At 55.4% G+C, this 25,245-nt stretch carries 20 protein-coding genes; 9 read left to right on the plus strand and 11 right to left on the minus strand.

Annotated elements, in window-relative coordinates; all coding sequences use genetic code 11:
* Window positions 1–10: 10 nt before the first annotated feature.
* A complete protein-coding gene (locus tag IEW06_RS11665; RefSeq protein ID WP_187732677.1) occupies window positions 11–559 on the minus strand; it encodes a GNAT family N-acetyltransferase in 549 nt (182 codons plus the stop codon).
* A 70-nt stretch (window positions 560–629) separates the two neighbouring features.
* The gene (locus IEW06_RS11670) at window positions 630–2,009 is read right to left on the minus strand and encodes a cytochrome P450 (protein WP_188548318.1); all 1,380 of its coding nucleotides are present in this window, start codon (window positions 2,007–2,009) and stop codon (window positions 630–632) included.
* A gap of 120 nt (window positions 2,010–2,129) precedes the next feature.
* Here IEW06_RS11670 and IEW06_RS11675 point away from each other — a divergent pair, with 120 nt between their 5' ends.
* Window positions 2,130–2,549 (plus strand): hypothetical protein, encoded by a 420-nt coding sequence (locus IEW06_RS11675; RefSeq protein ID WP_188548319.1) that lies wholly within the window; start codon window positions 2,130–2,132, stop codon window positions 2,547–2,549.
* 104 nt (window positions 2,550–2,653) lie between these two features.
* Entirely contained in the window at window positions 2,654–3,304 is a 651-nt protein-coding gene (locus IEW06_RS11680; protein ID WP_187732680.1) for an HAD family hydrolase, read from the plus strand.
* Window positions 3,305–3,320: 16 nt separating this feature from the next.
* Here IEW06_RS11680 and IEW06_RS11685 read toward each other — a convergent pair whose 3' ends face one another.
* Complete coding sequence (locus IEW06_RS11685) at window positions 3,321–4,301, minus strand: polyprenyl synthetase family protein (RefSeq protein WP_187310992.1); 981 nt, start codon at window positions 4,299–4,301, stop codon at window positions 3,321–3,323.
* Between the two features lie 149 nt (window positions 4,302–4,450).
* On the opposite strand from IEW06_RS11685, the gene IEW06_RS11690 reads away from it, so the two are divergent.
* On the plus strand, window positions 4,451–5,326 hold the full coding sequence (locus tag IEW06_RS11690; RefSeq protein WP_187732681.1) for an alpha/beta hydrolase family protein: 876 nt from the start codon (window positions 4,451–4,453) through the stop codon (window positions 5,324–5,326).
* Between the two features lies 1 nt (window position 5,327).
* Window positions 5,328–5,834, plus strand: a complete 507-nt coding sequence (gene folK / locus IEW06_RS11695; RefSeq protein WP_223284660.1) for a 2-amino-4-hydroxy-6-hydroxymethyldihydropteridine diphosphokinase — start codon at window positions 5,328–5,330, stop codon at window positions 5,832–5,834.
* Between the two features lie 87 nt (window positions 5,835–5,921).
* Here folK and fabD read toward each other — a convergent pair whose 3' ends face one another.
* Both fabD and IEW06_RS11705 read right to left on the minus strand, forming a co-directional pair.
* Window positions 5,922–6,806 carry an ACP S-malonyltransferase gene (fabD, locus tag IEW06_RS11700; RefSeq protein WP_187732682.1) on the minus strand — a complete coding sequence of 295 codons (885 nt, stop codon included), beginning with the start codon at window positions 6,804–6,806 and terminating at the stop codon, window positions 5,922–5,924.
* A gap of 199 nt (window positions 6,807–7,005) precedes the next feature.
* Window positions 7,006–9,807: a T9SS type B sorting domain-containing protein gene (locus tag IEW06_RS11705; protein ID WP_188548320.1), complete on the minus strand. Its 2,802-nt coding sequence runs from the start codon at window positions 9,805–9,807 to the stop codon at window positions 7,006–7,008.
* A 303-nt stretch (window positions 9,808–10,110) separates the two neighbouring features.
* On the opposite strand from IEW06_RS11705, the gene IEW06_RS11710 reads away from it, so the two are divergent.
* From IEW06_RS11710 to IEW06_RS11725, 4 genes are all read left to right on the plus strand, one after another.
* Complete coding sequence (locus IEW06_RS11710) at window positions 10,111–10,782, plus strand: succinate dehydrogenase cytochrome b subunit (RefSeq protein WP_187732686.1); 672 nt, start codon at window positions 10,111–10,113, stop codon at window positions 10,780–10,782.
* An 18-nt stretch (window positions 10,783–10,800) separates the two neighbouring features.
* Window positions 10,801–12,735: a fumarate reductase/succinate dehydrogenase flavoprotein subunit gene (locus IEW06_RS11715; protein ID WP_187732687.1), complete on the plus strand. Its 1,935-nt coding sequence runs from the start codon at window positions 10,801–10,803 to the stop codon at window positions 12,733–12,735.
* A gap of 138 nt (window positions 12,736–12,873) precedes the next feature.
* Window positions 12,874–13,629: a succinate dehydrogenase/fumarate reductase iron-sulfur subunit gene (locus IEW06_RS11720; RefSeq protein WP_187732688.1), complete on the plus strand. Its 756-nt coding sequence runs from the start codon at window positions 12,874–12,876 to the stop codon at window positions 13,627–13,629.
* 82 nt (window positions 13,630–13,711) lie between these two features.
* Entirely contained in the window at window positions 13,712–14,239 is a 528-nt protein-coding gene (locus IEW06_RS11725) for an NADPH-dependent FMN reductase (protein ID WP_187732689.1), read from the plus strand.
* Window positions 14,240–14,254: 15 nt separating this feature from the next.
* Here the strand turns inward: IEW06_RS11725 and IEW06_RS11730 are convergent, their stop codons facing one another.
* Window positions 14,255–15,529 carry a voltage-gated chloride channel family protein gene (locus IEW06_RS11730; protein WP_187732690.1) on the minus strand — a complete coding sequence of 425 codons (1,275 nt, stop codon included), beginning with the start codon at window positions 15,527–15,529 and terminating at the stop codon, window positions 14,255–14,257.
* A 392-nt stretch (window positions 15,530–15,921) separates the two neighbouring features.
* Here IEW06_RS11730 and IEW06_RS11735 point away from each other — a divergent pair, with 392 nt between their 5' ends.
* Entirely contained in the window at window positions 15,922–18,459 is a 2,538-nt protein-coding gene (locus tag IEW06_RS11735) for a TonB-dependent receptor (protein WP_187732691.1), read from the plus strand.
* 366 nt (window positions 18,460–18,825) lie between these two features.
* Here IEW06_RS11735 and ftsZ read toward each other — a convergent pair whose 3' ends face one another.
* The 5 genes from ftsZ to murG all read right to left on the minus strand — a co-directional run bounded on the left by ftsZ (window position 18,826) and on the right by murG (window position 25,245).
* Entirely contained in the window at window positions 18,826–20,325 is a 1,500-nt protein-coding gene (gene ftsZ, locus IEW06_RS11740; RefSeq protein WP_187732692.1) for a cell division protein FtsZ, read from the minus strand.
* 133 nt (window positions 20,326–20,458) lie between these two features.
* Window positions 20,459–21,832, minus strand: a complete 1,374-nt coding sequence (ftsA, locus tag IEW06_RS11745; protein ID WP_187732693.1) for a cell division protein FtsA — start codon at window positions 21,830–21,832, stop codon at window positions 20,459–20,461.
* A gap of 104 nt (window positions 21,833–21,936) precedes the next feature.
* The gene (locus IEW06_RS11750) at window positions 21,937–22,701 is read right to left on the minus strand and encodes a cell division protein FtsQ/DivIB (protein WP_187732694.1); all 765 of its coding nucleotides are present in this window, start codon (window positions 22,699–22,701) and stop codon (window positions 21,937–21,939) included.
* The gene (gene murC, locus IEW06_RS11755) at window positions 22,685–24,112 is read right to left on the minus strand and encodes a UDP-N-acetylmuramate--L-alanine ligase (RefSeq protein ID WP_187732695.1); all 1,428 of its coding nucleotides are present in this window, start codon (window positions 24,110–24,112) and stop codon (window positions 22,685–22,687) included. Before murC ends, IEW06_RS11750 begins: the two co-directional genes overlap by 17 nt.
* The gene (gene murG / locus IEW06_RS11760; RefSeq protein WP_188548321.1) at window positions 24,109–25,245 is read right to left on the minus strand and encodes an undecaprenyldiphospho-muramoylpentapeptide beta-N-acetylglucosaminyltransferase; all 1,137 of its coding nucleotides are present in this window, start codon (window positions 25,243–25,245) and stop codon (window positions 24,109–24,111) included. The genes murC and murG overlap by 4 nt, the downstream gene beginning before the upstream one ends.

Here is a 25,245-nt window from a genome sequence, read left to right on the forward strand (position 1 = left end):
CCTGAGCTGACTACCGCTGCCGCTCCAGCAGCACAATTGGCGCGTCGTGATAGGTAGTGCGGGCAAACTCCTGAAAACCGAATTTGCGGGCCAGGCTCAGGGAAGCCACATTTTCGGGGTCGATGATGCAGGTCAGGCGGGCGGTAGGGAAGCGGGGCTCGATCCAATCCAAAGCGGCTTGCACGGCTTGTGAGGCGTAGCCCCGGCCGTGCAGACGCGGATCGAGGACCCAGCCGCCCTCCAGGGTGCCTTTGAGCGAAGGCGTCAGGTCGCGCTGAAAATCGAAGAAACCCACCGAGCCGACGTACTGGCCCGTTGCTTTTTCCTCAATGGTCCAGCTTCCGTACCCAAACATCGCCCAGTGTCCTAGCTGGCTTAGCATGCGCCGCCATACGTCTTCCTCCGTGTGCGGCTTGCCGCCCAGAAAGCGGTAGAAGCCGGGTTGCTGGTGTAGGGCTGCGGCCGCTGGCAGATCGTCGGGTTGCGGGCCACGCAGCAGCAAGTCGGGCGTTTCGAGCGAGGGCACCAGCGGCGCGGGCGCATCGCGTAAGGTTAGCATAGACACAGGGCTGAGATTATTATAGTGGCGAGCAGGTAAATATAGAATTCAAAATACCTTGGGAAAGCTGCTACGCCTTGCGCCGCCGAAAGCGCACCCGGATTTCCTGGCGTGGCCGGAGCGTAATCAGCGGCATCAGGTCAACGGGTGGCTGCTCAATCCGCTCTACCTCGAAGCGGCGCAGCATTTCCAGTAGAACCAGCTGCATTTCGGTGAGAGCAAACTGATTGCCAATGCACAGACGCGGGCCGCCGCCAAACGGAATGTAGGCATACGGTGCCTGTTGGCGCAGCTGATCAGGACCAAAGCGCTCCGGGCGAAAAGCTTCGGGCTCATCCCAGAGCTTCGCAGAGTGATGAATGCCATACAAATACCCCGAAATAAGCGTGCCTTTGGGCAGGGCAAGTCCATTGTAGCTGTCATCGGCGGCGGCTACGCGATCCAGAATCCAGGCGGGTGGGTAAAGGCGCATAGTTTCCTGAATGACTTGCAGAGAATAGCCTAGACCCGGCAAATCGGCGAAAGTGGCGGGCCGGTCACCAAGCACCTGGTCCATTTCGGCCCGCAGCTTGGCCACCACCTCCGGATGCTGAGCCAGCAGATACCACAGCCACGACAACGCATTTGCGGATGTTTCGTGGCCGGCTACCAGAATGATGGCGGCTTCATCCAGCACTTGCTCCTCGGTCATGGGTTCGCCGTTGTCCTCGTAGCGGGCATCGAGCAGCATTTGCAGCAGGTCGTCGGGCGCGGGGCCGCTGGACTGCTGGCGCTGCCGGATGTATTGGCGCACGATGTCGCGCAGCTCGGCTGCCAGGTGGTCGTGGCGCCGAAATTGCCCCCTGGCGTGCTGCCAGGGCCGCAAATACGGCTGGCGCACTGTGCGCACATAAAAGGCCTGAATAGCCGTGAGCAGTTCGGCCATGCGCTGCAACTGCGCCTCGGCTAGGCTGTTGCTAAATACCGAACGCGCGATGATCCGAAACGCCGTGGTCGTCATTAGCTCGTGCACTGCTACTTCCACCGCGCCTCCTTGCTTGGCTGCTTCGCGCTCCAACGGCTCCAGGCAGTCATTGATTTCGGCTTGCATAAGCGTAACCAAACTGCTTATGCGCTGCCGATGAAAGCCGGGCTGAATCAGGCGACGCTGCTGTAGCCAGTAGCTGCCTTCGCTGGTGAGCAGGCCGTGGCCGAGGTAGCGCGCAATGCCGTGCGATAAGTCGGACTTGGGGTAGTTGCGGTGGTTTTTCTGCAAAACATGCTGCACCAGGCCAGGGTCGCGGGTAAGCACGGTGCGCCGAATGCCCCCCAGATACACCACAATCGTGTCGCCATAGGTATCGAGGTAATTATTGAGCACCGGAATAGGGTTAGCCGCCAGCGTAATGGAGTTACGCAAGGACTTCCAGCGGGGCACTACGGGCAACGACGCAAAGTGAGGAGGTGGCATACGAGCAAGCTAAGCGGGCCTCAAATTACATCTGCCTCGGCTTTTTACGTGTAGAAAAATGATCTAAAACGCCCAGCCTTATAGGTGTTGGAATTATCGTTCTGGGGGGCTTTTTGGTGAATGGCAACACAAAACGCCCGAACGTGCGTACACCTCATCAACGGTGCCCACCGCGTGGCCCTACCGTTACCGCTCCCATTTATCTCCAAAACCAAACACTTCCTCCCTATGTGGATTCAGCAAAAACCCGGCACTCCTGCCCCCCTCGACGAATTACAGGGCCGCACCGTAGGCCTCAAATTTGAGTGTAACCACTGCAATACCGAAGTTTTCACCGATCTGATCGGCGTGCCCGCCCCCGATTTGCTGGCCAATTCCATGGAGGATGACGGCCAGTTTGAAACCGAGGAAATCAAGTGCCCCGGCTGCGACATGACACATGCTATCACCGTCCGCAGCACATTTGAAGGCGTACAGTTCGATGTGTCGGAGGTGAAGCCCGAGAGCGTGAGCTACCAGGTAGCGGAGCCCGAAGCGTAGACACTCGTTGTTGATCTGACCTTACTTTTCTATACCACCAAGCCTGACGGCTGCCTTTAGAAGGCGGTTGTCAGGCTTGGTGCTTACCGGCCCATTCTTCGCTGATGAAAGCATTTATTTTCGACCTCAATGGCACCATGATCCATGACATGGAATTTCACACCCGTGCGTGGCAATCCATCCTCAACAACGACCTGGGGGGCAATTATTCGTGGGCTGAGGTGAAACAGCAGATGTACGGCAAAAATCAGGAGCTGCTGGTGCGCGTGTTTGGCCCCGACAAGTTTTCGGCGGCCGAGATGGAAAACTTATCCTTGGAAAAAGAGAAGCGCTATCAGCAAGAGTATCAGCCGCACTTACAGCTGTTGCCTGGCTTGCCGGAGTTTCTGGAAGCCGCCCATCAGCGAGGTATTCCGATGGCCATCGGCTCGGCGGCTATTATGTTCAACATCAACTTTGTGCTCGACAATCTGAATATTCGGCATTATTTCCAGGCCATTGTCAGTGCCGATGATGTAACGCTGAGCAAGCCCCACCCCGAAACATTTCTGGAAGCCGCCCAGCAGCTGCACGTTGCGCCCGCCGACTGCATCGTGTTTGAAGACGTGCCGAAGGGCGCCGAAGCCGCTCAGAATGCCGGCATGAAAACCGTGATTCTGACCACGACACACCAGAAAGCTGAGTTCGACGAGCTGGATAACGTGCTTCATTTTGCCGCCGATTTCCACGATCCGTTTATGCAAACGCTGCTATAAACCAGGCGACGAAAGCTTATTTTTCCCGCTCTATTGTGTAGTTGATGAGTTGCTCCAGCGACACGCGCGAGGGCGAATCGGGGAAGGTGCGCAAAATGGTGAGCGCCTCGTCGCGGTAGCGCTCCATCACCTGCACCGCGTATTCGAGGCCGCCGGTTTTCTTCACAAACTCAATCACGGCCTGCACCCGGTCTTTGCGGCCATCATTGTTTTTAACATTGAAAATGACGCGGCGCTTGGTCAGCCAATCGGCTTGCTGCAAGGAGTAGATGAGCGGCAGCGTCATCTTTTTCTCCTTGATATCGATGCCCACGGGCTTGCCGATTTCGTCGGTACCGAAGTCGAAAAGGTCGTCCTTGATCTGGAAAGCCATGCCTACTTTTTCGCCGAAAAGCCGGGCCCGCTCAATCGTTTCTTTATCCGCCCCGGCCGAGGCGGCTCCCACGGCGCAGCAGGAAGCAATAAGCGAGGCCGTTTTCTGGCGAATGATGTCGAAGTACACGTCCTCCGTAATGTCGAGGCGGCGGGCTTTCTCAATCTGTAGCAGCTCGCCTTCGCTCAGCTCCCGCACGGCATTGTTCACGATTTTCAACAAGTCGAAATCGTCGTGCTCAAGCGCTAGCTGCAAGCCGCGCGAAAGCAGATAATCGCCCACGAGCACTGCAATCTTGTTTTTCCAGAGCGCATTAATCGAAAAGAAGCCGCGGCGATAGTTGCTTTCGTCCACCACATCGTCGTGCACAAGCGTAGCCGTGTGCAGCAGCTCAATGAGCGCCGCGCCGCGAAACGTAGCTTCGGGCAGCGGATCGCCGCCGCTGATTTTGGCCGTGAAAAACACGAACATCGGGCGCAGCTGCTTGCCTTTGCGCTTGATGATGTAGCCCATTATCTTGTCGAGCAGCAGCACCTTGGTCTGCATCGAAGCCCGGAATTTGCGTTCAAATTCCTCCATTTCGGCCGCTATCGGGGCCTGTATCACGTCGAGCGTTCCTTTCATGCGGGGCATTGGGCGCTGCAATGATACGCGGCGGCCGCTCAGATTCCTAACCGGCGGCCCCGGCCCCGATCCTGCGCTTTGTTCATTTCAGCTCTGTGGGGGGCAAATTTCGTAGCTTACTTTTGCTTCTCTACTTAATCGGTACAAAAATGCCCCCCAGCCTCTCTCCTACCGCCGTTGAGTTCTTACTGACCTGCTCACGCCACTCCCGGCCCTTTGCCGCCGACGCCCGCTTTCTGCCCGATGGCCAGCCCAAACCTGTAGTTGTGTTTGTGCATGGTTTCAAGGGCTTTAAAGATTGGGGCCACTTCAATGTGCTGGCCGATTACTTTGCCCGTCGGGGCTTTGTGTTTGTGAAGCTCAACCTCTCGCACAACGGCATTGTGCCCGGCGGCACCGGCGACCTAGAAGACATGGAAGCTTTCGGCAACAACAATTTCAGCCTGGAGCTGGACGACCTAGGCGCCGTGCTCGACAGCCTCTACTGGCCCGGCGAAGCGCCTATTCCGGCCGCCGAGATGGATTTGAGCCGCCTGTTTCTGGTGGGCCATAGCCGGGGCGGCGGGCTGGCCATGCTGAAGGCGACTGAAGACGCGCGCGTGCGGGCCGTGGCCGCCTGGGCGCCTATCAGCGACATAGACCAGCGCTGGTCGGAGGAAGTAATGAAGCGGTGGCAGGCCGAGGGCGTGCAGTACATTGATAATACGCGCACCGGCCAGCGCATGCCGCTCTATTACCAACTCGTCGAAGACTTTCAGGCGAATAAAGAGCGCCTCGATATACCAACGAATGTGCGCGAAAAGCTGCGTCAGCCCCTGCTTATTCTGCACGGCGACGAAGACGAAACCCTACCTGTAACCATGGCCCACGACCTGAAAAGCTGGAAGCCTGATGCTGAGCTGGTTATTCTGCCCGGTGCCGGCCATATGTTTGGGGGCAAGCACCCCTGGGACGAGGACCAGCTCCCGAGGCTGGCGCAGGAAGTAGCTGATCGCACCATCGCCTTCTTCCAAGGCATCAAATAGCTTGGCCGCCAGCTTGACCACCCACACGGCCTACCTGCTGCTCGGCAGCAACCTCGGCGACCGAGTTGCCACGCTACGCACCGCTGTGCAGCAGCTAAGCGAGCTGGCCGGCGTGGTTTCTAGCACATCGTCACTTTACGAAACCGCTGCCTGGGGCTTAGAGCAGCAGCCCGCCTTCCTGAACCAAGCGGTGCGGCTTCGCACAAATTTGCCCCCCGAAGCACTGCTGGATGTCTGCCTGCATGTGGAGCAACTGGCCGGCCGCGAGCGGCGCGTGCGCTGGGATGCGCGCACGTTGGATGTTGACGTTCTGCTATATGACGCGCTGGTGCTGGATTCGCCCCGGCTTGTAGTACCGCATCCGGCCCTGCCCCAGCGGCGCTTTGCTTTGGTGCCCTTAGCTGAAATCGCGACTGATGCAGTGCATCCAGTGTCGGGCCAAACGATTGCTGAGCTGCTGGTAGCTTGCCCCGATAAGCTGGAAGTGAAGCAGTGGACTGATGCTTAGCTCGGCGGCTTTCTATCTTTAAAAAGCGAGGGCAGAAACGTGTATTCACATTTCTGCCCTCGCTTTTGTATCATGAGTTTAAATCGGTTAAACCGCCGAGCTAGCCGCCGCTTGGGGGGCAATTTTCTTCACTAATCCCTGCAACACTTTGCCCGGGCCGCACTCTACGAACTCTGTAGCGCCGTCTTGCGCCATCTGCTGAATAAGCTGGGTCCAGCGAACGGGGGCCGTGAGCTGACGCACGAGGTTTTCGCGGATTTCATTGGGGTCAGTGTGCGGGGCGGCATCTACGTTTTGATACACGGGGCAAATACCAGCCGCAAAGGGCGTCGCTTCGATGGCACGGGCTAGCGCAGCTTCCGCCGATTGCATAAGCGGAGAGTGAAAAGCCCCCCCCACACTCAGAGGCAGCGCACGCTTGGCACCGGCCGCTTTCAGCTGCTCGCAGGCAATGGCAATGCCCTGCTGCGTACCCGAAACAACCAGCTGACCGGGGCAGTTGAAGTTGGCCGCCACCACGATATCGCCGCCTTGGCTGATTTCCTGACAGATGCGCACTACTACCTCATCCTCCAAGCCCAAAATCGCGGCCATCGTGCCGGGCTGCTCCTCGCAGGCGGCTTGCATGGCCTGCGCCCGCTGGGCCACCAGTTGCAGCGCATCTTCAAACTTGAGCACCTTCGCCGCCACCAGCGCCGAAAACTCGCCCAACGAATGACCGGCCACCATACTGGGAACCAGCTCGGGTAGGCTGGCGGCCAGCGCTACGGAGTGCAGAAAAATGGCCGGCTGCGTCACGTTGGTTTGGCGCAGATCTTCGTCGGAGCCGGTGAACATAATATCCGTGAGGCGGAAGCCGAGAATGTCGTTGGCCTGATCGAACAGTTGGCGCACGGCTGACTGCTGCTCATAAAGGTCGCGGCCCATACCGCTAAACTGACTGCCCTGACCGGGAAAAATTACTGCTTTCATAAAGCGTGGATTGAAGCGCGATTTAGGATAGGTTGGGTTTAATGAGCGGTCTGGAAACCAACTCAACGGTCGCGCAAGCTGCACAAATTGAGCGGTAAGCCCAAAAAAGCCCCCCAGCATCTATTCTTATAGCCTACCATAAAAAACAGGGCGAACCCGTGGGTTCGCCCTGTTCATGATAATCTTACTGAAGCAGAAATCAGCGCGTGATTTCCACCCATCCTTTATAGGTACGCTTCGTGCTGTTGAAATCAGCAAATTCAACCTCGGCAATGTAATAATACACGCCTTCGGTCACCTTCACGCCACCTTTGCCTTCGGTCGCGTTGCTGGTGCCCTCCCACTCAATGAGCGGCTTTTGGTCGCTTTCGTACACTTTCACGCCCCAGCGGTTAAAGGCCTGGAAACGCGTGCGCCGTATCGGGCTGGCCACTTTGGGCCGGAACGTGTCGTTGCGCTGGTCGGCGTTGGGAGTGAAGATGTTGGGCAGCACAAAGAACAGACAGTTGTCTTTACACTCAATGTTGCTCAGCGCGCTCCGGTTGCCTACCGCATCTACAGCCTGAATGGCGTAGCAGCCCGCAAACGTGGCCTTACCAGGCCGGTTTGGTTTATCCCGGTCCAGCCGGTCCACATAGCTTTGCTGCGTCACGGAGTCGATGACAACTAAAGATCCCTCAGGCGTTTCCCGATACAGAATCCGGTAGTAGGCAATCTCGCGGCTGCAATCGGCGGGCGTGTTGCCCAGCGTCCAGCGCAGCTTGTTGCTATACACCTGGTTGGGTGCCGGGAAGTTAGGCAGCGCGGCCAGGCTGTCGCAGTTGGTTTGCACCAGCGTAAGCACCGGCGGACACGGCACGGCATTCAGCGCGATGCACTTCTCCTGGCTCTTGTTCAACAATGGATCGGGTATATCCGGATTGCTGTACGTGCCGTTTGTCTCCACATAATAACAGTACACCTGTCCTTTGCGCAAGGGCTGAGCCGTAGTGCCCTGATCGACAAATGTGCCCCCCGTGGCGGTACCCGTCGCGGTTCCTACCTGCACAAACTGGCTGCCCGGGGCTGAATCGCGCCGATAAATAGTTGTGGGCCGGAGCGCATTATTCCACGGCACGGCATACGTCCAGTTCAGCGTGATACGGTTAAGGCTTGGGTTTGAAACGTCAGCTGTGCCCTCCAGCCGTACGCTCGATGCAGTAGAGGTTTCCGTGAGTACGGCGGAGCCGGGTCCGGCTACTGCATTGCTGAAAAACTCCAGACGGTATGTGAAAGTGTTTGCCAGCGTGTTTATACCAGTATCCACAAACGATAGCTCGTCCAGATTATTCGTGGTGAAAACCAAAGTAGGCGCTGCTGTACCTACCGAACGCAGCAGACGATAGCCTACCGGCGGAATGAAGCCGCTTTGGCTGAAAGGCTTGGTCCAGCGCACTGTAATAGCGCCGTTGGTGGCATCCGTACGATCCACGGTTACATTGGTCAACACTGCGCTCCGACCTTGCAGATTCAGGCACACTTCCGCGGAGGCAATGCTGGCGCCGCCTTTCGGCCGCGGAAACTCTGCATAGATGCGGTAGCAATAGTTTTTGCCCCGCTCAAGTCCTAAACCGCCCCGGTCATCACGGAAAATATCCGTGCCGACCGGCACAGACCCTACCTGCACGAAGCCCGAGCTAGCCGGAATACCTGTTTCGCAAGGGCCAGGAGTAAAGTTAGACGGGCCCTCTTTCCGATAGATCAGAATGCGGCTGGCATTGCTACAGGTATACCGGTCCCAGGTCAGAATAGCGCTGCTGCCTTCCCCGCGGACACCGAGGTTTTGCGGGGGTGGCCCTACTACCGTGATACGCCACGCCTTTTCATCAATCAACACGGTGCCGGATGGCGGCTGGTCGTCGGCCTTGAAAACGACGGTATACGGATCGGAAGCAACATCCGTACACTGGGGCGTCCAGCGGAAAGTACCGCTGGCCTGCGGTGGTCCGGTTGAACTCTGCACGAAGGTGGCGGGCGGGAAAATGCCCCCGAAAGCTGATAAGGTTACCTTGTCATTATTCGGGTCAGTGGCCGTAACCGTTTGGGTGATGGGCGTACCGGCTATCACGCAAAGGTCGGGCGGAATGGTAATGGTAGGCCGCAAGTTGTTGGTGGGCTCTACCAGAATCTGCATGTCGCGGATTACCTCCCCTATCAGGCGGGCGGGCCCGGTGCCACTTCGGCGGTACTCCAAGACCGCGAAAGCAAAATTATAGATACCTACTACGTTCGGGGCATTCCACACAATTTGCCCCGTTTGCCGGTCCTGGGTAAAGATTGACGGGCCTCCTCCCGGTGAATTCAGGTAGGGCACCTGCACCCCGCGTGGGTCTGTTAGGTTAGGGAATCTGTAATTAGTAGTAACAACTGGCTGGGGCCGGCAATTATCGATGTTTATTGATCCCTCTACCCCATTGGCCACTTGCTGGCTGGGACGCAGCTCAAATACCAAGGAGTCACCGTCGGCATCGAAAGCGGCGGGGTTGTGCAGCCATACCTGATTGGTGGCGGCCTTATCGTAAGCCGGCGCGTTCAGTACCGGCGACCTGTTTATATTAAGCTCAGGGGCAATCGTGACCCGGGTAGAGATATAAAAGGTTTGGGTATTGGAGTCCGACATATTTCGTACTCCACCATTGCGTAATTCCCCAATGTAACTGACCAAGTAGCTACCAGGAGCATTATAAGTATGCTCAAAGTAATAAACATTAATTTGGGTGCCCGGAATTACCTGACGCAGTGTGGTGCGAGGTATTTCACGAACCCCAGTACAGGTACCATCCCCAAAGAATATCGCGACTTTGTCTTCATCGACCTTAGAGGTTTCATTGTCGGTGAAGAGTACCATCTTGAAGAAAATGCGCCGCGGGTTGCGGGCGCTGACAGGCAGCGTGGTATCTGACTTAGCCTGTATATCGCCGGCCCGGATGTGGGAGGCTTCAGCAGTGGGCGTTACTCCCAAAGAGGCTAGTATGATTAGTACCAACCCCACCAATAACCAACTAACGCGTCGAGGTAGCGGAAGCTTCATATTAAAGGGCGATTAAAGACAATTTTTAGAAGAGCAGAAGGTCAGCAAAAATGCGCTGTTTACCTAACAAACAACGCGCGCATGGTGTTACATATTCGCTATGAAGCTCTAACGGCCCCGCTATTAGATTGATTCACGTCTTTTCTAAACGTCGGATGTCGATTGTTTCGTACTTGGTCGGCCCTTACCTTTGACCATATACAACCGACCTTTCCAAAATCACCAATAACTCCTATGAGTTGGATTACGAAGACGTTTACTAGCAGTATTGGCCGCAAGGTAATTGTGGCCATCACGGGCCTTTTCCTTTGCACTTTCCTTGTTGTGCATTTGGTAGGCAACCTCCAGTTATTTAAGGATGATGGTGGAGCGGCCTTCAATATTTACTCCCATTTTATGGGTACCAACCCGGTAATCCGGACGCTGGAGTGGGTATTGGTGCTGGGCTTTGGTTTTCATATTTATGAGTCGTATACCCTGGCCGCGCGCAACCGTGCCGCACGCAAAGTAGGCTACGTAGATAGCCGCCCTTCGGAAAACAGCCCCTGGTACTCGCGCAGCATGGCGCTGCTCGGCACCCTGATCCTGATTTTCCTGATCGTACACATGTACAACTTCTTCTATCGGGCCCGCTTCGGTGACCTCGATCCAGACATCAACAACAATGACGACCTGTATACTTTGGTTGTCACCTCTTTCAAACAGTGGTGGTATGTGTTGCTCTATGTGGGCGCCCAGATAGCCTTGTGCTATCACCTCATTCATGGCTTCCGTAGCGGCTTCCAGACCTTAGGCCTGAACCACCGCAAGTATACACCTATCATTCGCGTCATCGGCTACATTTTCGCCATCGTCGTGTGTGCTGGCTTTGCCTCGATGCCGCTGTACTTCTACTTTTTTAAATAGTCCTAACCTCGTATTACGATGAATCTGGATTCCAAAATTCCTGAGGGGCCTCTCGCCGAAAAGTGGGAGAAGCACAAGTTCAATGTGAAGCTTGTGAATCCCGCTAACAAGCGGAAGTACGACGTAATTATTGTAGGTACGGGCTTGGCAGGCGCTTCTGCGGCTGCATCGCTGGCAGAACTGGGCTATAACGTAAAAGCTTTCACCTACCACGATTCGCCTCGTCGCGCCCACTCTATTGCGGCGCAGGGCGGCATTAATGCTGCGAAGAACTACCAGAACGACGGCGACTCAGTATTCCGCCTGTTCTACGATACTATTAAAGGTGGTGACTACCGTTCCCGCGAAGCAAACGTGTATCGTTTGGCTCAGGTATCGGTGAATATTATTGACCAATGCGTTGCGCAAGGTGTTCCATTCGCCCGCGAATACGGTGGGTTGCTGGCTAACCGGTCCTTCGGTGGTGCGCAGGTAAGCCGAACCTTCTATGCGCGGGGGCAAACTGGTCAGCAGCTACTGCTGGGTGCCTATTCTGCTTTGAGCCGTCAGATTGCTTACGGCAAAGTGAAGATGTACACCCGCTCCGAAATGCTGGAGTTGGTAGTAGTAGATGGCAAAGCCCGTGGTATTGTAACGCGCAACCTGATTACCGGTGAGATTGAAACGCACGCGGCTCATGCTGTAGTGCTGGCTACGGGTGGTTACGGTAACGTATTCTATCTGAGCACAAACGCTAAGTACTGCAATGTAACGGCGCCCTGGCGTGCGCACAAGAAAGGCGCTTACTTCGCTAATCCCTGCTTCACGCAGATTCACCCCACCTGTATTCCTGTATCCGGTGACTATCAGTCGAAGCTGACGCTGATGTCGGAGTCGCTGCGTAACGACGGCCGTGTATGGGTGCCCAAGACCAAGGAAATGGCTGAACGCCTCCGTGGGGGGCAAATTCGGGTGGCAGATATTCCCGAAGAAGAGCGCGACTACTTCTTGGAGCGCAAGTATCCTTCTTTCGGTAACCTGGTTCCTCGTGACGTGGCCTCGCGCAACGCCAAGCAGGCTTGCGACGAAGGTCGCGGTGTGGGCTCTACGGGTTTGGCTGTTTACCTCGACTTTGCTGACGCTATTAAGCGTGAAGGTGTAGATAAGGTGAGTCAGAAGTACGGCAACCTGTTTGCCATGTACGAGAAAATCACCGCCGAGAATCCTTATGAGCTGCCGATGCGCATCTACCCAGCGGTGCATTACACCATGGGTGGCCTGTGGGTAGATTACAACCTGATGACTTCCATCCCAGGCTTGTACGCTACCGGCGAGTGCAACTTCTCCGACCACGGTGCTAACCGCCTGGGTGCTTCGGCTCTTATGCAAGGCTTGGCAGATGGCTACTTTGTAATCCCCTATACTATCGGTGATTACCTAGCACAAATGCCCCCCACGCCCGTTACCACGCAGCACGCAGCCTTCAAAGAGGCTGAGGAGGCAGTACACGCTCGTACCCAGAAGCTGCTCAGCATCAAGGGCACCCGTACGCCGAACGAGTTTCATAAAGCGCTTGGTCACATTATGTGGGACCACTGTGGTATGAGCCGCAATGCTGAGGGCTTGCAGTTTGCTAAACAGGAGATTCAGAAGCTGCGCCGCGAGTTCTGGTCTGACCTAAAGCTAACGGGCACCAATGAAGAGTTGAACCAAATGCTGGAAATTGCTGGTCGTGTGGCCGACTTCTTGGAGCTCGGTGAGCTTATGGTAGACGATGCATTGAACCGCGAAGAAAGTTGTGGTGGTCACTTCCGCGAGGAGTACCAAACGCCCGAAAACGAAGCTCTGCGCGACGACGAAAACTTCGCTTACGTAGCTGCTTGGGAATGGACGGGTGATAATCAGCCCGAAACCCTTCACAAGGAAGAGCTACAATTCGAAAACGTAAAACTCACGCAGCGTAGCTACAAGTAAGCCCGGAAGTGGGAAGCAAGAAGAAAGAAGTGAGACATTGGTCAGATACTTTTCATCTTGGTTTTCCATCTCACTTCTCTCCTTTCAACTCTCAGTTTCTTATATAAAATGGCCGGTAATAACCCTAATGCAAAACCGATGAACCTTACGCTTAAGGTGTGGCGGCAGCGCAACCGTAATAGCGAGGGCAAAATAGTAGAGTATCAAGTGAAGGATATTTCGCCCGAAATGTCTTTCCTGGAAATGCTGGATGTGCTCAATGAGGACTTATTGCTCAAAGGCGACGAGCCCGTAGCATTCGACCACGACTGCCGCGAAGGCATTTGTGGCTCCTGCGACCTGTTTATCAATGGTCGTGCGCACGGCCCGGAGAAGGGCACTACTACGTGTCAGCTTCACATGCGCAAGTTCAGCGACGGCGACACGATTACCATTGAGCCTTGGCGCGCCAACGCCTTCCCCGTAAACCGCGACCTGAGCGTAGACCGCTCGGCCTTCGACCGGATTATTCAGGCTGGTGGTTACATCAGCGTGAACACGGGCGGCGTACCTGATGGTAACGAGATTCCGATTCCGAAGAACATTGCCGATAAGGCATTTGAGGCCGCTACCTGCATTTCGTGTGGCGCTTGCGTAGCAGCCTGCAAAAACGCGTCGGCTATGCTGTTCGTATCTGCTAAAATTTCTCAATTGGCCTTGTTGCCACAGGGGCAGGTAGAGCGTAAAACCCGTGTAGAGAACATGGTAGCGCAGATGGACAAAGAAGGTTTTGGTGCCTGCACCAACATTGGCCAGTGCGCTGCGGAGTGCCCAGTAGGCATTTCGCTCGAAAACATTGCCCTGATGAACCGCGAGTTTATTAGTGCAAAAGCTACTTCTGACAACCTAGCGTAGGGTTGTGCTGTTATAGTAAAAGAGGGCGAAACGGCTTCCGTTTCGCCCTCTTTTTTGCCCTCTACTTTCCGCTCTCACGCACATGATTACTATCATCATCGGGACAAACCGTCCGAATTCCCGGGCCCGTCGGGTGGCCGTTTTATACGCTGAACTGCTTAAAAACCAAGGCGCCGACTGCCAGCTTCTGGACCTCACCGATTTGCCCTCCGACTTCATTACCTCGGCTCTGTATGCGAATACAGGTCGGCACGATGGCTTCAACGAGCTTTTCGAACTGACTAATAACGCCGACAAGTTGGTGTTCGTGGTGCCGGAATACAACGGCTCTTTCCCCGGCGTGTTGAAAGCATTTATTGATGGCTTGCCCTACCCTGGCGGTATTCGCGGCAAAAAGGCGGCCTTGATTGGAGTTTCAACCGGGGTGCAGGGCGGCATTTTAGCCTTGAGCCATCTGACGGATATCCTGATGTATCTGGGTACGGCAGTGCTGCCGGCACGCGTTCGTTTGCCGGCTATTGATAAGTATTTGAGTGCAGATGGAAAGCTAACGAATCCACTGTACCAGCAGTTGCTGGAGGAGCAAGTGACGCAGTTGCTGGCATTTTAGGCGGTAGCGTATCGGCTACAAATCACGCAGGCGCTTTCCTTGCTGGCGGGCCCACAACCCGTGTTTGGATTGCCCAATCATTTGCCCCCCATAAATACCCTGATGGCCTGAAAACAGATAACTGACCACGCAGGCCAAGCCCGCATACAGGCCGCATTCATGGCCAAATAGCTCCATAGCCATAAGCGTGCAAGCGAGTGGGGTGTTGGCTGCGCCGGCAAATACAGCCACAAAACCCATGCCCGCCAGCAACGGCATAGGTAAAGCTAAGCCAGGCGCCAATACATTGCCCAACGTGGCTCCAATAAAAAACAAGGGCGTCACTTCGCCGCCTTTAAAACTGGCACCCAAAGTGAAGGCTGTGAGCACAAGCTTGAGTAAAAAATCGTAGGGCGGCACCGGTATTTTAAGCGCTTCCTCAATGACGGGAACACCCAGGCCAATGTAGCGCGTGGTACCTAAAGCCCACACGGCCAAGGCTACCAGCGCGCCACCAACTACCGGCCGGAGCGGTGGCCAGGCAATAAACTTTTTAAAAAAGCCCCCCACCAGGTGCGTAAGGCCACTAAAGCTTCGGGCTGCCAGCCCAAAGACAATACCTGCACAGGCGGCGCTGAGCAGCCCGAGCGGTGACAGCGCCGGAACCGCCAGCAGCGGATAAGCGGTGTGCCCCACTCCCCAGTGACGCGTGACATAATCGGCGAAAATAGCCCCCAGAAAGCTGGGCAGAATGGCATCGTAGCGCAGCCGGCCAATCAGGAATACTTCCAGCCCAAAAACGGCGCCCGCCAACGGTGTGCCGAACACGGAGGCAAAACCTGCGCTGACGCCCGTAACCAACAGCAAGGTCCGGTCGCGGGGACGCAGACGTAGTAGGCCGCGGAGTTGGTCGGCTAACGCGCCGCCCATTTGTACAGCGGTACCTTCGCGGCCAGCCGAGCCGCCGAACAAATGCGTGAGCAGCGTACCAATGAGTACGAGCGGCACCATCCGAAATGGCAGGGTGGCCTGAGGAGAATGAATTTCGTCGAGCAGCAGATTGTTGCCGCCTTCCACGCTTCGGCCGAAATAGTAGTATAGTAATCCCACCAGAAAGCCCCCCAGCGGCAACAAGGCAATAATCCAACGGTGGGCTTCGCGCCAGTTCGTTACATAATCCAGCGCCACCAGAAAACCCGCCGAGGCCGTGCCAGCGAGTCCGCCGACGATGGCGCAAATCAGCAGCCAGCGGCCTGCAAACAGCAGTAAGGGCGTGTACTCGGCGCGGAGGGCAGTAAAGTAACGATACATGAATAGGCGATGGCCGAGCGGGAAGTCGGGCGAAGATACATATCCAGCAATAAGCGCCTGCGTGTTCGCATTAGCAGGCCCGGCGCTTACCGCTGAGGGGCTTTTTCTATGCTTCTGACGCTTATTTTATAAAATTTATCTCGTCCGTAAACACTACAAGCAACTCAACGCTTGAATACTTGTCTGTAGGGCAAATCTGATAATTACCGATAGCGGCTGGGGGGCTTTTTCTTCGCTAATCGCCTCTCTTCCAAGCTGCGCTGTATCACTTTTTACCTTTATCTCCAAAGTACTTTATGCTAGCCACCCGGAAATTCCGGGTTTTGGCCCCATCCGGCCTCCATTAGTCGAAAAACAAGATAAGCGCCTTCCGGCCCTTCTGCCTTTATTTCATGAAACACACATTACCGTTGTTGCTGGCTGGACTCGGCCTGTCCTTTCACACATTTGCCCAGACGGCCCCAGCCTCTCCTTCTACCTCACGGCCGGCGTTGGTTACGCCGCCAGCTGCCCCACGTGGCACGGCCGGCCTCAGCGGCACCGTTACGGATAGCAAAACCGGTCAGCCCGTAGAATATGCGACCGTCGCGCTGCTCGATCAGACCACCGACAAAGCGGTGGATGGCGGCATCTGTGACGATAAAGGCAGGTTTGCCTTCAGCAAGTTGGCTCCCGGCACCTACAAGGTCAGCATCAGCTTTGTCGGCTACCAAACGAAGGTGCTTGATAATGTGCGTCTGGCTGACGGTGAGGTGAACCTGGGAGGCATTTCGCTGGCTGCCACCACCCAGCAGCTCGGTGAAGTGAAGGTAACGGGCGAGCGGGAGCTAGTGGAAAACAAAGTCGACCGCATCGTTTACAACGCCGATAAGGACATCACAAACAGCGGCGGCACGGCGGCCGATGTACTCAAGAAAGTACCGCTGCTGGCCGTAGATCTGGATGGCAACGTGGAGCTGCGCGGCTCGTCCAACGTGCGCGTGCTTATCAACAACAAGCCCAGCACCATCGTGGCCTCATCCGTGGCCGATGCGCTGCGTCAGATTCCGGCCGACCAGATCAAAACCGTAGAAGTGATTACCTCGCCCTCTGCTAAGTATGATGCAGAAGGCACGGGGGGTATTATTAACATTATTTTAAAGAAAAACGACCTGGCCGGCGTGAATGGGTCGGTGAACGTGTCGGCCGGCACGCGCTCCAGCAACCTGAACACCAGCCTGAACGCGCGCAAAGGCAAAGTAGGCGTCAATGCGAATCTGGGCTCTTTTGGCTTTTATAACCGCGGCCGGGGTGAGACATTCCGCCGCGATTTTGAGGGCACCACCACAATAGCCACGCTGACCCAACTTAGTACAAATCGTACCCTCGGCGGCGGACTTTATGGCCAGGTAGGCGCCGATTACGACCTCACGCCCAAGGATGCTTTCAACATCAGTGCCCGCGGCAATCTGTTTCGCTTTAATGCCCCCCGCACGCTCAGCTCGGAATACATCACCAGCGCTGGCCCCGACATTTACAGCCGCGATATTGAAGTCGACAACCAAAACCGCAACCTTGATCTGAACTTCGGCTACACCAAAACGCTGGCCAAGCCCCGCCAGGAATTCAGCGTTTTGGCTCTTTACAGCGTCAATAAAGGCCTGAACGAATACGACCTCGATCAATTCCGGCCCGAGCTTATCGAACCCGACTACCGCGAGCAGAGCTTCAACGACAGCCGCAACCGGGAAGCCACTTTCCAGGCCGACCTCGTGCAGCCCATCGACAGTACCAGCACGCTGGAGATAGGTGCCAAATCCATTCTGCGCCAGGTAAACACCGATTATCAGATCGAAGCGGATAGCGTGGATGGCCGCGGCTTCCTGCTTCTCCCCGACCGTACCAACCAGTTTCGCTATAATCAGGACGTGTACTCGGGCTACGGCACCTACGGCTTTAGCTTGCAAAAAGTGTACAGCTTCAAGGTGGGCGCCCGCGTGGAGCACACCCGCATCGGCGGCGACTTCTTCTCCAACGACACCGAAATTAGCCAGCAGTACACCAACTTTATTCCCAGCGTTGTAGCCTCCCGCGACTTTGGCAAGGATAAAAGCCAGAAGCTAAAGGTGAGCTATACGCGGCGTGTGCAGCGCCCTAATATCTACTTCCTGAACCCCTATCTGAACACCAGCGACCCTCGCATCTTCTCCTCCGGCAATCCCAATCTGGACGCCGAGCTGACCGATTCCTACGAGCTGGGATACAGCACGTATATCAAAAAGAGTAACCTGAATTTCTCGCTCTACTCCCGCCGCACCAATAACGCTATTGAGAGTGTGTCAAGCCTTGAACCGCTTAAGAGATTTATTACAACCGACACTACCGGGGCTCAGGTAATTTATACCACTTTTCAGAACGTAGCCCGCAATGCTACTTATGGGATGAGCGTGTTTGGCTCGACAAAGCTGACGGAAAAGTGGACCGTGAACGGCAACGTGAATACCTATTATGTAACTCTCAAAAGCTCGAGCTTAAATACCAGCAATAGTGGCCTGATGTACAATGCCAACATCTCGTCGTCCTATCAGTTCGACAAAGGCTACAGTGCGCAGTTCTCAGGCTTCCTGAACTCTCCACGCGTGCAGCTGCAAGGTCGCACCTCGGCTTACCAGTACTATAGCATTGCAGCCAAAAAAGAGCTTTTCAAGAAGAAAGGCAGTATAAGCTTAGGCCTGGACAATCCATTCAACCGCACCATTCGCTTCCGTAATGAGCTGGACGCTGCCCGCTTTACTTCGCGCAGCAACAACTACGTGTACAACCGTGGGGTGCGCGTGAGCTTCAATTACCAATTTGGTAAAATGGATAACCGCGCTAGCCGCCCCAAAAAGAGCATCCGCAACGACGACCAGAAGTCGGGCGGCGACGGGCAGGGACAGGGCCAGCAGTAAGTCCAAAAAAGCCGTTGGTCAGGCCTGACCAACGGCTTTTTTTTGTCAGCGATATTGTGTTCACAGCAAACAAGTAGCCCACGTTTCAGCTTAACTTCAGGAGGCTCAAAATTGCCCCCCAGCCATGAAAAAGGCGTTTCTCCTTCTTGTGTTAGCCGCTCTCTCCGTATTAGGATCGTGTAGCACGACAAGCTCGTCCGGCGCACGTACGCTCAGTCCCGATAGGGAGCTAGCAGATCCCATTCGGCAAGATTCTAATTCTGCCGTAATTGACACGCTTGCCCAACCTTAGCAAACAAACATAAAAGACAGAAGCCGCTGGAGATTCTCCAGCGGCCTCTGTCTTTTATGTTTGTCAGGTAAAACCTAATCTACATTGTCATGCAGAAACCGATTGTCGCCTAACAGCTCATTATCGTCGGAAAGGTTGAAGCGGGAAATATCGCGCTCATTTGATGGCGTTACATTTTCCAGCTTCACATGCCGACGCAGATAAGCGGGGGTTTCCAGCTGATCCTTGATGGCGTCATTGGTCAACCCGTTGCTTAAGTCCTGAAGACGACGGCGACGTTCCTCAGCGCGGGCATCCAGTGTAGGGCGCGGCGCAACATGTTGCTGGGGCTGCGGCGCGGGCTGCTGCACAGCCACAAGTTCCGGAGCCGGCGACGAGGGCGCAGCTACGGGCGGCACATAGTTTGAAACCGACGTTTCCAGATCAAAAGTCACCTTGGGCGGTTCTACCGGGGCAGGCGCCGGTGCAGGAGCCGGCGTGCCAAACGTAGGCACAATCGGTGCAGCGGGCGCTTCCTGACGGTCTTTGTCGAACAAGTTGATCTGAGGATCAGGCTCTTGCTCCTCCGCGACCTTATTGTTAACGAAACCCGTGTTGATGGTGTGTGCATCACGGGCAAAACCCGTAGCAATAACCGTCACGCGGATGCTCTGCCCCAAAGTCGAATCGATGCCGTGGCCGAAGATAACTTCAGCGTCCTGCCCGGCTTTGTCTTGGATGTACTCCGTAATTTCGGTCAGCTCATCCATTTCCAGCTCAGCCTGATCACCCGACATAATGCTGAGCAGAATTTTCTGCGCGCCATGAATATCAGTGTTGTTGAGCAGCGGCGAGGCCAAAGCCTCCTCGGCGGCGCGCTGTGCACGATTTTCGCCATCGGTGATGCTACTGCCCATAACGGCTGCCCCCGAGTCCTTCATGACGGTTTTCACGTCTTCAAAGTCCACGTTCACCTCGCTGGTTACCGTGATAATTTCGGCAATACTTTTGGCCGCTGTGCTCAGCACGTTATCCGCTTTCGCGAAAGCCGCCCGAATAGGCAGGTTGCCAAAAATCTCGCGGAGCTTATCGTTGAGAATCACGAGCACCGTGTCGCAGTTCTCGCTTAGCTCTTTAATGCCATGCTCGGCCTGCTGACGCTTCTTTTTACCCTCAAACAGGAACGGAGCGGTCACGATGCCTACGGTCAGAATGCCTAGCTCCTTAGCCACTTTGGCAATAACGGGCGCAGCGCCGGTGCCGGTACCACCGCCCATACCGGCCGTGATGAACACCATGCGCGTGCCGTTGCTGAGTAGCTCCCGAATCTGCTCGCGGCTCTCGATGGCGGCCTGTTTGCCGCGCTCAGGGTTAGCGCCAGCACCAAGGCCTTCTGTAAGGTCAACGCCGATCTGCAGTTTGGTAGGCACGGTGCTGCTGTGCAGCGCCTGCTTATCCGTATTGCAGATAATGAACTCCACGTCCTTTATGCCCTGGCTGAACATGTGGTTCACGGCGTTAGAACCACCGCCGCCCACACCAATTACCTTGATGATAGACTTTGAAGTGGAAGGAATATCGAATTTATAATTCATGAGGTGAATGGCTAAATGGTTAAATGGCTGTGGGTTGAATGGCTAAGTGGTTGAATGGCTGAATGGTTGGCTGTTCCCGAATCTCGTTGAACAGCCAACCATTTAACCTCTAACCCTTTAGCCATTTGGCCATTTAGTATTGCTTATCGTCAAAATCGTCGATCAACAGGCCTTTGGTGCGGCTGATGATATCCTGAAAGAACTTGCCGGCACCGGATGGCTTTTTGGGTGGTACGGGCGCCTGGGGGGCTTTTTGTGGAACGGCAGCAATAACAGGCGCTTCCATGCGCGGCTCAGGAGCAGCGGGGCGATAGGTTTGCTCTTCGGGCTCGTAGCTGCGGCTCACGCGCTCATCAATTGAACGGTAGCCAGCCAACACCAAGCCGACGGTAGTAGCATACATCGGCGACTTTACAGCCTCAATGCGGCTCTTGCCCAGGTGCTCATTGGGGTATCCAATGCGGGTATCCAGACCTGTTACGTATTCGGTGAGCTGCACTAGGTTTTGGAGCTGCGACCCGCCACCGGTTAGTACAATACCGGCAGCCAGCTTATCGGCGTGGCCGGTACGCTGAATCTCGGCATACACCAACTCCACAATTTCCTCCATCCGCGCCTCAATGATGTGGGCGAGGTTTTTTAGGGAAATCTCCTTAGGAGCCCGATCGCGCAAGCCTGGGATGCTTACAATCTCGTAATCAGAGGCTTCCTCCGCAATGGCCTTTCCAAACTTCACTTTCAGCTGCTCCGCTTGGTTCTGCATTACCAGGCAGCCTTGCTTGATATCGGAAGTCACGATGTTGCCACCGAAAGGCAGTACCGCCGCGTGACGAATGATACCATCCTTGAAAATCGCCAAGTCGGTAGTGCCGCCACCGATATCAATCAGGGCTACACCGGCTTCCTTTTCCTCTTCGCTTAGCACCGACATGCTTGATGCCAGCGGCTCCAGAATCAGATTATCAATTTCAAGCCCGGCTTTGGTAACGCACTTGTTGATGTTGTTGATGGCGGTGCTCTGAGCAGTAATAATGTGGAAGTTGCCTTCCAGGCGCACACCCGACATCCCAACCGGATCCATGATATTTTCCTCGTAATCCACCTTGTAGTCCTGGGGCATTACGTGGATAATCTCGGAGCCGGGCGGAGTTACCAGGCGGTACATATCGTTGGTCAGGCGGTTGACATCATCCACGGTAATCTCGCTATCCTGCGAAGCCCGCGTGATGCTGCCATTGTGCTGCAGGCTCTTGATATGCTGACCGGCAATACCAACGTTCACTACGCCGATATTGATACCAGACTGCTCTTCTGCCTGCCGAATTGCCTTCTTAATCGCGTCTACAGTTTTGTCAATATTGGATACAATACCGCGCACCACACCCTCCGACACGGCTTTACCCATACCGAGGATTTCAAGTTTGCCAAACTCATTTTTGCGTCCTACCAGGACGCAGATTTTGGTGGTGCCGATGTCGAGGCCGACTACAATTTTATCGTTTTGCATGGGGTAGGTACTGGCAGGGTTTGCGGGAAGTTGCAGTGTGTATCTAAAAAAACGCTATTTCGGGCGCTTAAAGGGCCTTTTTAGGCGTTACAGAGATTGTATAGTTATTCGCAAATGATCTGGTCTTTGAACTCGACATTGACGCGGTGGTATGTATCCCATCCTAAAACTGGGGGAATTTGCCGGTAAAATACCATTAGTTTCGCGAATTTTTCTGAAATATTCTCTGGAAACCCAAATTCTACTCGTTGATCTCCTATTTGCTGGGTAAAAGCAAGTTTGCCATTCTGCCCAATAAATACTTCAGCCACTTGAGCCCGCCAAAAGGGGTGCTCGTCGATGTAGCGCAATACTTCGAGGTAGCGGCGGCCCGTGGAGTCACGAAAAAACGTAGCGGGAATGGGAGCTCCGCCCTGACGAGCTACAGGCACAACGCGGGCTGTGAACAGAGGTGAAAGCGGCAACTCATGGCCCTCGGCGTCGAGGTAGCTGTCGCGGCGGGTGTCGGCGTGTATCAGGCGGGCGATGGGACGATTCTGGCGCACGTCGGCGTGCAGGTTGCCGGCCAAGTCGCGGTATACTTCTGCTTCACGCACAAAGCTGTGCGCTTTCAGTCGGGCTTCGAGGGCTTTCAGATTTAATTCTTCGGGTCGGGCACCTTCCAGGCGCTGATAGCCATTACGCGTGAGCAAGGCGGTTACCTCCTGCTCACTGATGAAATAGTTGTTGAATTCGTTACTGATGGTCACGATAACCTGACCCACGGGACGGTTGGCTTGGCGCAGGCCCGCAAACACGGCCAAGCCGATGAGCAGCAACAGGCAAGCCGCTGCAAACAGATAATTTTTGGCGTTAGGCTTGAGTTTCATGCCAGCGGCTGGTTAAAATGGTTCGTAGCTGAGGCACCAATTGATCTATATCACCGGCCCCAACGGTAGCCAGCACGTCAAAATCATTATCGGCAGCGGCCGCCGCTAAGACTTGCTCCTTGGTTTGCAATGACTTCTTGGGAGCTGTTATTTGAGACAGAATCAACTCGGAAGTAACTCCGCTAATCGGCAGCTCACGAGCGGGATATATATCGAGTAGCACCACCTCATCGGCTAGGCTCAGGCTCTCGGCGAAGCCAGGAGCAAAGTCGCGGGTGCGGGTAAAAAGGTGGGGCTGGAAGATGACGCGCAGACGTTTCTGCGGGTACAACGCACGTAGGGAACGAAGGAAAGCTTCGATTTCGCGTGGGTGGTGGGCATAATCGTCAACATAAACCTTATTTTTTGTGGTGACGATAAACTCAAAGCGACGCTTTACGCCCCGATAAGCCGCTACGGCAGCTGCAAGTTCTCCGGCATTTACGCCTTCCAGTTGGGCAGCAAAAATGGCCCCGAGCATATTTTCCACGTTGTGGAAGCCGGGCACAGTCAGCTGCAAATCAGTCAGGTTACCGTGTGGGCTATGCACATCGAAGCGAAACTGGTGGCCATGGGCCGTTACATTCGCGGCGTACAGATTTGCCCCCTGACCTACTTCCAGACCATAATGAATGACCTGCACGTCAGCAGGAACCGCGGTGGCTACACTAGCATCGGCAGTGTGGTTGAGCAACAGCGTGCCGCCGGGCTTTATCTGGCCCACAAACTGCCGGAAGGACTCTATTAGGGCATCCTGAGTGCCATATATATCAAGGTGGTCGGCATCCGTGCTGGTTACGATGGCTACATCGGGGTGCAATGTCAGAAAGCTGCGGTCATACTCATCGGCCTCCACTACAACAGGCTTAGAACCCGCGTCTGCGCCATTGCTTAAGAGTAGATTCGACCCAAGATTCACAGAAATGCCCCCCAGAAAGGCCGAGCAGTCGACGCCCGCGTGGTGGAGCAAGTGCGCCACCATTGACGAAGTGGTGGTTTTGCCGTGGGTGCCGGCTACGGCAATGGTGCGCTTGCCTTGAGTCAGCAAACCCAGCACTTGGCTGCGCTTGCGAATATCGTAGCCTTTTTCGCGCAGCCAGGCCCACTCCTGATGGCCCGCAGGAATTGCCGGCGTAAGCACAACCAGCGTCTGGGGGGCATTTTCACGTACCTCCGCCGGAATATTCTCTACTGCATCCGCATAATGCACGGCAATGCCTTCGGCCGATAAGGCTTCCGTGAGTGGCGTTGGCGTGCGGTCGTAGCCGCTCACCTGGTGACCATTGGCTTGGAACCACCGCGCCAGCGCCGACATACCGATGCCACCGATGCCGAGAAAATAGACGTAGGGAAATGCGGCTACAGGATTCATCGGCGGTCCATGATAGTGAGTAGTTCATCTACAATGGCGGCCGTAGCGTCGGGGCGGGCGAGCTGGCGCACGTTAGCGCTTAGCTGCCGCTGGCGCGACTCGTCGGCTAGTAAGCTCAGCGCCTCATCGTAGAGGCGAACGGGCGCTTCCGCATCCGTGACGAGTATGGCAGCCTGATGGCGAACCAGGGCCGAGGCATTTTTGGTCTGATGATCTTCGGCCACGTTAGGCGAAGGCACCAGCAAACTCGGCTTGCCGGTAAGGCACAGCTCAGACACGGACAAAGCACCAGCCCGCGAAACCACGACATCGGCGGCGGCATAGGCAAGGTCCATGCATTGCACGAACTCTAAAGCTTGAATGCCGTCGGCGGCGAATGGCGCGGCCTGCTCCAGTGCTTTCGGATAGTAGAGTTTGCCCGTTTGCCACAGCAGCTGAACTCCAGCCGCTTTCAGGCGAGGCAGAGCAGCGGCCGTAGCTTCGTTCAGGGTGCGGGCGCCAAGGCTGCCGCCAATCACGAGCAGCGTTTTCTTGTCAGGCGAAAGGCCGAAAAACTTTAATGCTTCGGTACGGTCTCCGGAGGCAATTTCAGTGCGAACAGGGTTGCCAGTCAGTACCAGCTTATCTTTTGGAAAGAACTTTTCCATGCCATCATAAGCCACACAAATGCGGCTTACCCGCCGACTCAGCAGCTTATTTACTAAGCCAGCGTAGGAATTCTGTTCCTGAATAAGGGCCGGAATTCCCCGCGAAGCGGCGGCCAATAAAATAGGAGCCGAAGCGTAGCCGCCAACGCCCACAACCGCTTCAGGGCGGAACTCCTCAATGATTTTACGTGCCTTTTTTACACTCCGAATCACCCGCAGCGGAAACAACAGATTCTGCGGCGTCAGGCGGCGCTGTAAGCCGCTGATATCGAGGCCCACAATGTCGTAGCCGGCCTCGGGCACCCGGGTCATTTCCATGCGACCATTGGCGCCCACAAACAGGATTTCGGCTTCCGGCTGACGCCGCCGCAGCTCGTTGGCGATGGCCACCGCCGGAAAAATATGCCCCCCCGTGCCCCCGCCGCTGATAATAATGCGGTAGGGCGCGGCATGCGAAGAAATAAACTGAAGATTCGACTTGGGCAT

This window comes from Hymenobacter qilianensis, assembly GCF_014638675.1.
Lineage (GTDB): Bacteria > Bacteroidota > Bacteroidia > Cytophagales > Hymenobacteraceae > Hymenobacter > Hymenobacter qilianensis.

Excerpts from the sequence above, each read along its gene's own strand:
- IEW06_RS11665 (WP_187732677.1), bottom strand. The coding sequence starts at position 559 with ATGCTAACCTTACGCGATGCGCCCGCGCCGCTGGTGCCCTCGCTCGAA.
- IEW06_RS11670 (WP_188548318.1), bottom strand. The coding sequence starts at position 2,009 with ATGCCACCTCCTCACTTTGCGTCGTTGCCCGTAGTGCCCCGCTGGAAG.
- IEW06_RS11675 (WP_188548319.1), top strand. The coding sequence starts at position 2,130 with ATGGCAACACAAAACGCCCGAACGTGCGTACACCTCATCAACGGTGCC.
- IEW06_RS11680 (WP_187732680.1), top strand. The coding sequence starts at position 2,654 with ATGAAAGCATTTATTTTCGACCTCAATGGCACCATGATCCATGACATG.
- IEW06_RS11685 (WP_187310992.1), bottom strand. The coding sequence starts at position 4,301 with ATGAAAGGAACGCTCGACGTGATACAGGCCCCGATAGCGGCCGAAATG.
- IEW06_RS11690 (WP_187732681.1), top strand. The coding sequence starts at position 4,451 with ATGCCCCCCAGCCTCTCTCCTACCGCCGTTGAGTTCTTACTGACCTGC.
- fabD (WP_187732682.1), bottom strand. The coding sequence starts at position 6,806 with ATGAAAGCAGTAATTTTTCCCGGTCAGGGCAGTCAGTTTAGCGGTATG.
- IEW06_RS11710 (WP_187732686.1), top strand. The coding sequence starts at position 10,111 with ATGAGTTGGATTACGAAGACGTTTACTAGCAGTATTGGCCGCAAGGTA.
- IEW06_RS11715 (WP_187732687.1), top strand. The coding sequence starts at position 10,801 with ATGAATCTGGATTCCAAAATTCCTGAGGGGCCTCTCGCCGAAAAGTGG.
- IEW06_RS11720 (WP_187732688.1), top strand. The coding sequence starts at position 12,874 with ATGAACCTTACGCTTAAGGTGTGGCGGCAGCGCAACCGTAATAGCGAG.
- IEW06_RS11725 (WP_187732689.1), top strand. The coding sequence starts at position 13,712 with ATGATTACTATCATCATCGGGACAAACCGTCCGAATTCCCGGGCCCGT.
- IEW06_RS11730 (WP_187732690.1), bottom strand. The coding sequence starts at position 15,529 with ATGTATCGTTACTTTACTGCCCTCCGCGCCGAGTACACGCCCTTACTG.
- IEW06_RS11735 (WP_187732691.1), top strand. The coding sequence starts at position 15,922 with ATGAAACACACATTACCGTTGTTGCTGGCTGGACTCGGCCTGTCCTTT.
- ftsZ (WP_187732692.1), bottom strand. The coding sequence starts at position 20,325 with ATGAATTATAAATTCGATATTCCTTCCACTTCAAAGTCTATCATCAAG.
- ftsA (WP_187732693.1), bottom strand. The coding sequence starts at position 21,832 with ATGCAAAACGATAAAATTGTAGTCGGCCTCGACATCGGCACCACCAAA.
- IEW06_RS11750 (WP_187732694.1), bottom strand. The coding sequence starts at position 22,701 with ATGAAACTCAAGCCTAACGCCAAAAATTATCTGTTTGCAGCGGCTTGC.
- murC (WP_187732695.1), bottom strand. The coding sequence starts at position 24,112 with ATGAATCCTGTAGCCGCATTTCCCTACGTCTATTTTCTCGGCATCGGT.
- murG (WP_188548321.1), bottom strand. The coding sequence starts at position 25,245 with ATGCCCAAGTCGAATCTTCAGTTTATTTCTTCGCATGCCGCGCCCTAC.